Here is a 7,742-nt window from a genome sequence, read left to right as displayed (position 1 = left end):
TAGTTCTCGAAGGTGAGGTCAGGGTCCAGCTGCTCCGGGGCCATCTCCAGCACCCTGGCGAAAACCGCCGTCACCCGCTCCAACGCATCGTCCTGGCGAGCCGGGACCGGCGACGGGGCCGGCGTCTCGGCCTCGGCCTGGGTCTGTGCCTGCTCCTGCGCCTGCGCCGTGGGCGCCACCTCCGTGGGCGCGGCCTGGCGGACAGCGGGCACCAGGCCATCGCTGACCGCCGCGATCACGCTCTGGAAGGCCGGGCCCGCCTCGGTGGTGGGCGAGGCCGCACTCAGATACCCGAACCCACAGGCCCCCAACGCGTCCCGCCACTGCCGCTCACTCGCCAGCGGCGAGCCGGGCAACCGCTGCTCGGGGTCGGCGAACAGCCACCAACCCGTCGTCAGACCGAAGACCAACGCCAGCTGATGCTGCGCCCGCGTGCCCTCGACCATCAACAGCACGCCACCCGCCACCAGCAGCCGCTTGGTCTGCGCCAGAGTGTGCCCCAACCGGCCGGTCGCGTGGAAGACATTGGTGCCGAAGACCACATCGTGCCCACCGAGCGCGGCGGCCGGCTGCCCGGCCAGCTCCGCCTCGATGTCCAGCACCTCGAACCGCGCGAACGGGTAGTCGGCGCCGAAGCGCTGGCGGCCCTTGCGGACGAAAGCCGGCGACACGTCGGTGAAGAGGTAGTCCACCGAGTCCCCGTACGGCGCCAGCGCGGCGAGCACCGCCGTACTGGTGCCACCCGTGCCGGCACCCACCTCCAGCACCCGCACCGTGGCGCCGGGGGCGGCGGCCAGCCGGGCCTGGACCTGCTCGACGATCAGCCGGGCCACCTCCGCGTTGCACCGGTCGGTGACCGGATCACCCCGGTACACGGCGGCCACCCGCTCGGGCGAACCATCAGGGAAGAGCACCTCCATCGCGCCGATCCGCCCGGTGAGCACCTCGGGCAGCACCGCCAGACAGTCCCGCAGCAACTCCGCCACCGGGGCCACACTCTTCCGACGATCCACCAGCTCTTCGAGCTCACGGACCGCCCCCGCCTCCCCCTCGACCGCACGGCCCCCAGCACTCACCCGGTCGCCATCGATCCGCAGGTACCCGGCGCCGGCCAGCATGTCGAGCTGCACCTGGAAGAGCGCCGCATGCCCGGCCACCACGCTTATTCGGTCGGCCAGTTCCGCACGCGAACACCCGTGCCCGACCGCCTCGAACAGCCCAGCCCGGTCCAGCGCCGCCGCCAGCAGACGATGAGCGAGCTCCTCAAGCTCCACCACCGCGAGCTGATGCTCCACCAGCTCACCCTCCGACACACCCTCCTGACGGGAGCGGACGACGGGCAGCACGGCCGGAACGGTACCCGGCAGCACGCTCAGGGTGCGCTCCGGCGCCACACCCAGGTTGTCCAGGATCCGCTGATCCGCGTCGAGCGCCAGCAACTGCGGCAGCTCACCACCGAGCACCCGCTCGACCACCGCCATCCCCTGCTCCGCCGTCATCGGCCGGATCCCGGCCGCCGCGAAACGGCGCAGTACCCGCTCGCGCTCCTCGTCGCCACCCGCGTTCCAGTACCCCAGGTTGAGCACCCGCACCGGGAAGGGCAGGGCACGCGCGGCATGCAGCGCGTACGCGTCGGCGAAGGTGCAGCCCGCCGCGTAGCCCGCCTGACCGTGGTTGCCCTCGAAGGCGACCCCGGAGGAGTAGAAGAGCACGAAATCCAAATGCTCCCCGGCCGTTGCCCGCAGGACGCTCCAGGTGGCGTCCGTCTTGGACTCCAGTGCCGCGCGCAGCCCCTCCTCCGGCAGCTCCCGGACCACCTGGTTGACCAGCACCATCGCGGCGTTGACCACACCGTGCAGCGCGCCGAACTCCCGCTTGGCGAAGGCGATCGCCTCACCGAGCGCGACCGGGTCGGTGGCATCCAGCGCGAGATGACGCACCTGAGCCCCGGCCGCCTCCAGCTCGGCCACCCTCTCACGCCGGGGCCCGTCCAGCGGGGAACGCCCGACCACAACCAGCCTGGCACCGTAGGCCCGGGCCAGATACCGGCAGGTATCACGCCCCACCGCACCCAGACCACCGATGATCAGATACACCCCGCCCTGACGCAACCGCGAGGTCTCCAGGGGAAGTTCGACCCGCTCCAGCACCCGCACCCGCCGCACCCCGGCGCGCAGCGAGACCGGCACCGGCCTGGCCGCGAACGGCTCGGCCACCACCTCGGCCACCACAGCCCCGGCCTCGGCCTCCGCCGCGCGCAGGTCGACCAGCGCCACCTTCAGGTTCGGAAACTCCTTGCCGACCACCATCGCCAGCCCGGCCAGCCCCGCCGCCCACGGCCGCGAGTCGTCACCCGCCTCCAGCGGATGGACACCGGCGGTGACAACCTTCAGACCCAACTCCCGCTCCAACAAACGGTGCCGGTCCAGCGCGCGCACCAGACGGTAGAGCGAGACCACACTCTCCTCCAACGCCGCCCGCACCCCCGCCCGGTCGACAGGCTCGCGCTCCGGCTCCGCACCCAGGAAGTAGACCAGCTCGGGCCCGCCCACCTCACTCAGCGCCCGGTCCAGCTCGGCATCGGTGAGCCCGCCCGGGCCGATCGCCAGGCGCCGCACCTGGGCGCCCTGGTGTGCTCGGGCGATGCCGGTGGCCATGGCCTCGTCCAGCCGCGCGCCGACCAGCAGCACCCGGCCAACAGCGGGCGCCGTGCCCTCGGCGGGCTGGGGCGTCCAGGTGGGCCGGTAGCCGACCTGCAGCGGGGGCTTGGCCTCCCGGTAGGTCAGGCCGGTGAAGCGCACCCGCACCGCGCCCGCCTCGTCCAGCACCAGCACGTCACACCGGTCGGGCCCGGTCTCCCGCACGTGCGACCAGCCGGCCTGTGGCACCGGGCCGAAGACCTCCACCCGGTCCACCGCGAAAGGCAGCATCGGCCGAGCCTGCCCGCCACGACGCCGCACCAGCAACGCCGCGACAGTGTGCAGCGCGGCATCCAGCACACCCGGGTGCAGCAGGTGGGCCGCCTCCTCGGCGACCGCGCCGATCCGGCCGAGCACCTCGTCCCGACCGGTCCACACCTGCTCGACCCGACGGAAGAACGGCCCATACGGCAGGCCCTGCCCGGCGAGCAGCCGGTAGAAAGCCTCCCCGTCGGGGCCGGCCGAAAGACCCGCCCGCAGCGCGGCGAGGTCCACCGCCCCGGGCGCGGGCGACGCGGCCACCAGCCGCCCACGCGAACGCACCGCGCCGTCGGCGCCCAGCACCTCGTAGCGCTCCCCGCCCTGCTCGTCCTCGAACCGGACCTCGACCTGCTCCTCAGTACCCTCCACGGCCAGCGGCGCCAGCCAGCGCACGTCAGCCAGCGCCTGGCCGATCAGCCCGCCGCGGGCCTCAGCGACCAGGTCGAGGTGACCGACACCCGGCAGGATCGGGCGCCCGGCGACCACATGATCGCGCAGCACCGGTTCACTGGCTGCGAGGATCCGCCGCCAGACCCGTGGGGACGGGTCAACCGTCTTCGTGGGCACTGGGGTTGCCGCAGCGCCCAGGTCCAGCCAGTGCCGCACCCGCTCGAACGGGTAGGTCGGCAGCGGCACCCTGCGCCGGGCGGCGGGGCGCAGCCGGTGCACCAGGTCCCAGTCCAGGGCGATACCGCAGACCCAGAGCCGGGCCAGCAGGTCGTCCCCGTCGGCGCGCACCTGGGCCGCCAGGAACTCCTCACCGCCGCTGCCCTCGGTGAACAAGCCCTCCAGCGGCGGGTGTTGCCTGACCCGCCCATGGTGCAGCCACTGCCCGCCCTCGCCGCGCCCGACAGCGGCGAACCGCTCGGCCGCCTCCGCGAGGTCGGCCGCAACGAACGCCAGCCGCTCGCCCATCGCCTCCCGCCCCACCCGCAGCGTGTAGGCGAGGTCGGCCAGCCGCACCGGATGCGCCGGCTGGACCGGCTGGACCGAGTGGGTCGGGTGGGTCGGGTGGGCCGGGTGGGCCGGGTCGGTCAGCGCGCGGCCCAACTCGGCCGCGTACGCGCGCAGTCGACCCTCATCCCGGGCCGAGAGAACGATCAGCTCGGGCGAGCCCGGCCCAGCCGGGGCAGCGGACTGCTCCGGGGCGAGGTACTCCTCCAGGATCACATGCGCGTTGGTCCCACCCGCCCCGAAGGAGCTGACGGCGGCCCGACGCGGCAGCACCCGGCCCTCGGCATCACGCGGCTGCGGCCAGGGCGCGCTCTCCCGCTGGAGGGTGAACGGCGAGCGGGTGAAGTCGATGACCGGGTTGGACTCCTCGGCGTGCAGGGTGGGCAGCAGGGTGCCGTTCCGCAGCTGCAACACCGCCTTGGTGACCCCCGCGATCCCGGCCGCGCCCTCCAAGTGGCCGATCGCGGACTTCACCGAACCCAGCGCACAGAACCCGGTGTCGGCGGTGTGCTTGGCGAACGCCTGCGCCAGCGCCGTGTGTTCGATCGGATCGCCCAGCGCCGTGCCGGTACCGTGCGCCTCCAGACACCCGATGCTGCGGGCGCTGATCCCGGCGGCGGCCAGCGCCTGCTCCACCAGGGCCTGCTGGGCGTGCGGGTTGGGGACGGTGAAACCGCTGGTGCGCCCACCGTGATTGACGGCGGTCGACCGGATCACGGCGTGGATCGTGTCACCGTCCGCGACCGCCCGCGAGAGCGGCTTGAGCAGCACCGCGCCCACACCCTCCCCCGGCACATAACCGCTGCCCCCCGCACCGAACGCCCGGCAGCGCCCGTCCGAGGCCAGCATCGTCTTACGACTCAGGTGCACGTACTTGTCCGGATGCACCGCCACATTGACGCCACCGGCGATGGCATAGGAGCACTCGCCACGGCGCAGGCTCTCACAGGCCTGGTGCAGGGCCACCAGCGAAGCCGAGCAAGCCGTGTCCACCACCACACTCGGACCGCGGAAGTCACCGAAGTAGGAGACCTGGTTGGCGATCGCCGACCGGTTGGCAAGCACCACCTGATGGTTGCCGCGCGCCGACTCCGCCGCCGCGAGGATCGCGTAGTCGTCCCACATGACACCCACGAAGACCCCGACATCATGGCCCTGACCGCCGAACCGCGGCGCGGGGATACGCGAGGGCGGATAGCCCGCATTCTCCAGCGCCGACCACGCCGTCTCCAGGAAGAGCCGCTCCTGCGGATCCATCGAACGAGCCTGCGCCGGCGAGATCTGGAAGAACAACGAGTCGAAGGAGTCCACATCCGACAGGAAACCGCCCCAACGGCTGTAACTACGGCCCGGCGCCGCCGGATCGGCATCGAACAGCGCCTCGGCATCCCAACGGTCCGCGGGAACCTCGGTCACACAGTCACGCCCGGCCGCGAGGTTGCGCCAGAACTCATCCAGATCACGGGCCTGCGGATAACGCCCACTGATACCGATGATCGCAATCGGCTCATCGCCGGCCGGCTCCGGACGCACCGACGCGCTCACGGCGGGAGCAGCGGCGGTGACGGCAACGGGGCTGACCTGGGCGGGGGTTGGTGCGGCGGTTTCGGGGAACATGCGGGCCACCGCTTCCGGGTGCTCGGCGAGCAGGTGATCGGCCAGCTCGTCCACGGTGCGGCACTCGAAGAAGACGGTGCCGCGCAGCCCCGGGAAGTCCTTGCCGAGCAGCGTGTTGGACTCCATGACCAGCACCGAGTCCAGACCGTAGTCGTCGAGCGCGACCCGGCTGTCCAGCCGCCCCGCGGGCAGCTTGAGCACCCCGGAGAGCACCGTGCGCAGGTACTCCACCACCGCCGCCCGGGTGCGCCGGCCATCATTCACCAGCGCGGGTTCGGGTGCGGGTGCGGGCCGTGACGGCTCCGCCCGCTCCAGCAGTGCCGCGTCCATCGTCGCCGCCTCGCCCCAGGCGGGCAGCAGCCAGGACGCGCCGGCCGTCAGCGCGTACTCGAAGGCGCCCAGCGCCTGCTCGGCGGTCAGCGCGGGCATACCGCTGCGCCGGGTGTAAGCGGTCAACTCCTCGGCCCGAACCAGCGCGTCGACCCCGCCGACCGACCACAGCGGCCAATCCAGCGCGAGACTGCGCCCACTCCTGACACCCTCGCCCACCCAGGCCTCACGGCGCGCGATGTACAGGTCGGCGAAGCGGTTCGCGGTGGCGTAGCTCGCCGCGCCGAAGTCGCCGACCAGCGAGGAGACCGAGGAGAACACCGTGAACAGGTCCAGGGCATCCTCGCGGGTCAGCTGGTCCAGGTGGACCAGGCCCCGGGTCTTGGCCGCCAGCACCCGGGCGAACCGCTCCCGGCCACCATCAGTGGCCCGCCCGTCGTCGGCCACCCCGGCCAGGTGGAACACCCCGTGCAGCACACCGAAGCGCTCCCTGGCCACGGCCAGCGCGGCCGCCAGCTCCCCGGCCCGCGCCACATCCGCGCGCAGCGCGAGCACCTGCGCGCCGTGCTCGGCCAGCGACTGCTGCCAGCGCGCCGTCTCGGCGTCCGGCGCGGAGCGGCCGATCAGCACCAGACGAGCCCGGAAACTGCGGGCCAGGTGCTCGGCCAGCAGCCGGCCGATCGCCCCACTGCCGCCGGTGATCACATAGACGCCCCGCTCGCGCAACGGCGAACCGACCGCAGCGCCGTCCGGCAGCGCGCGCAGCACGCGCACCTCCCGGTCGCCGGCCGGGGTGCGGCGCACCTCCAGCCCAGCCGCACGCGGTGCGGCGCGCAGCTCGACGACCAGCGCGGCGGCCACCTCGGCGGCGGCCGCGCCGGCGGGCAGGCCCAGGGTGAGCAGTTCGAGGCGGGGGGCGATCGGGCCGGTGGAGCGGGCGAAGCCGGCCAGCGCCGCGCGCCCCGCACGGTCCTGCCCATCGTCCTGCGGGTGGGCGATCACACAGCGCACCCGCCCCTGAAGCACCCCCGACTCGACCGCGCGCAGCACCTCCAACACCGCGAAGCAGGCCCGGTCCAACTCGGTGTCCAGCACCAAGGCGTCGCCGGTGCCCGGTGTCAAGCTGGGGCCACTGCCGAAGCCGGAGACGAACGCCAGGTCCAGCGAGGGCAGTTCGCCCAGCTCGGTGAGCAACCCGGCGATCCGGTCGGGGTCTTCGGCGACGGTGACGATCCGCCGCCACGTTCCGGTCGCGGCCAGCGCGGGCTCCAGGCCCGGCAGTTCGCCGACCAGCAACAGGGTGCCGGCCGCCGCACCGGAATCCGGCTCGACGGCGGTACGCCAGTACGGCTGGTAGGCGCGCGGCGAACCAGCCGCAGGGGCAGGCGCGTTCGGCGTCCGGCCGGCGAAGTCCCGCAACACGGCCAAGGTCTGGCCCTGCTCGTCGTGGATGGTGAGGTCGAAGCGCCGCACCCCGGCACTCTCGGAGACCAGCCGGGCATGCGCGTAGACGACAGCGGGCAGCGCGGCGAACACCTCGACGGCACCGAGGCTGAACGGCACGGCCAGCTCGCCAGGCCGGGGCGCGGCGCTCCGCCCGGCCCAGTGGCAGGCCCGCAGCGCGCCGTCGAGCAACGCCGGCGCCAGCACCATACCCGCCGGTGACTCGGGGCCGACCAGGCGCAGCAGTGCCTCGCCCTCGCCGCTGCGGATCTCTTCGATGACCTGGAAGGAAGGGCCGTAGCCGAAGCCCGCGGCCCGGTAGTCGGCGTAGGCGCCAGCCCGCTCGCGCACCGGGGCGAGCCGGGCGCGCAGCGCGTCCAGATCGGTAGCGGCGGGCACGGTGTCCGGTCCGGGCAGGGCGCGGCCGCGGGCGTGGGT

General features: G+C 73.4%; 1 protein-coding gene. It reads right to left on the bottom strand.

Annotated elements, in window-relative coordinates; all coding sequences use genetic code 11:
- Positions 1-7,742, bottom strand: a 7,742-nt coding sequence (locus ACFZB9_RS36750; protein ID WP_391454499.1) for an SDR family NAD(P)-dependent oxidoreductase, incomplete at both ends; no start/stop codon positions are given.

The organism is Kitasatospora sp. NPDC008050, assembly GCF_042957465.1.
In the GTDB taxonomy this organism is placed as follows: Bacteria; Actinomycetota; Actinomycetes; order Streptomycetales; family Streptomycetaceae; genus Kitasatospora.
The sequence above is the reverse complement of the archived record's forward strand: the minus strand, read 5'-3'. Positions and strand labels throughout refer to the sequence as shown.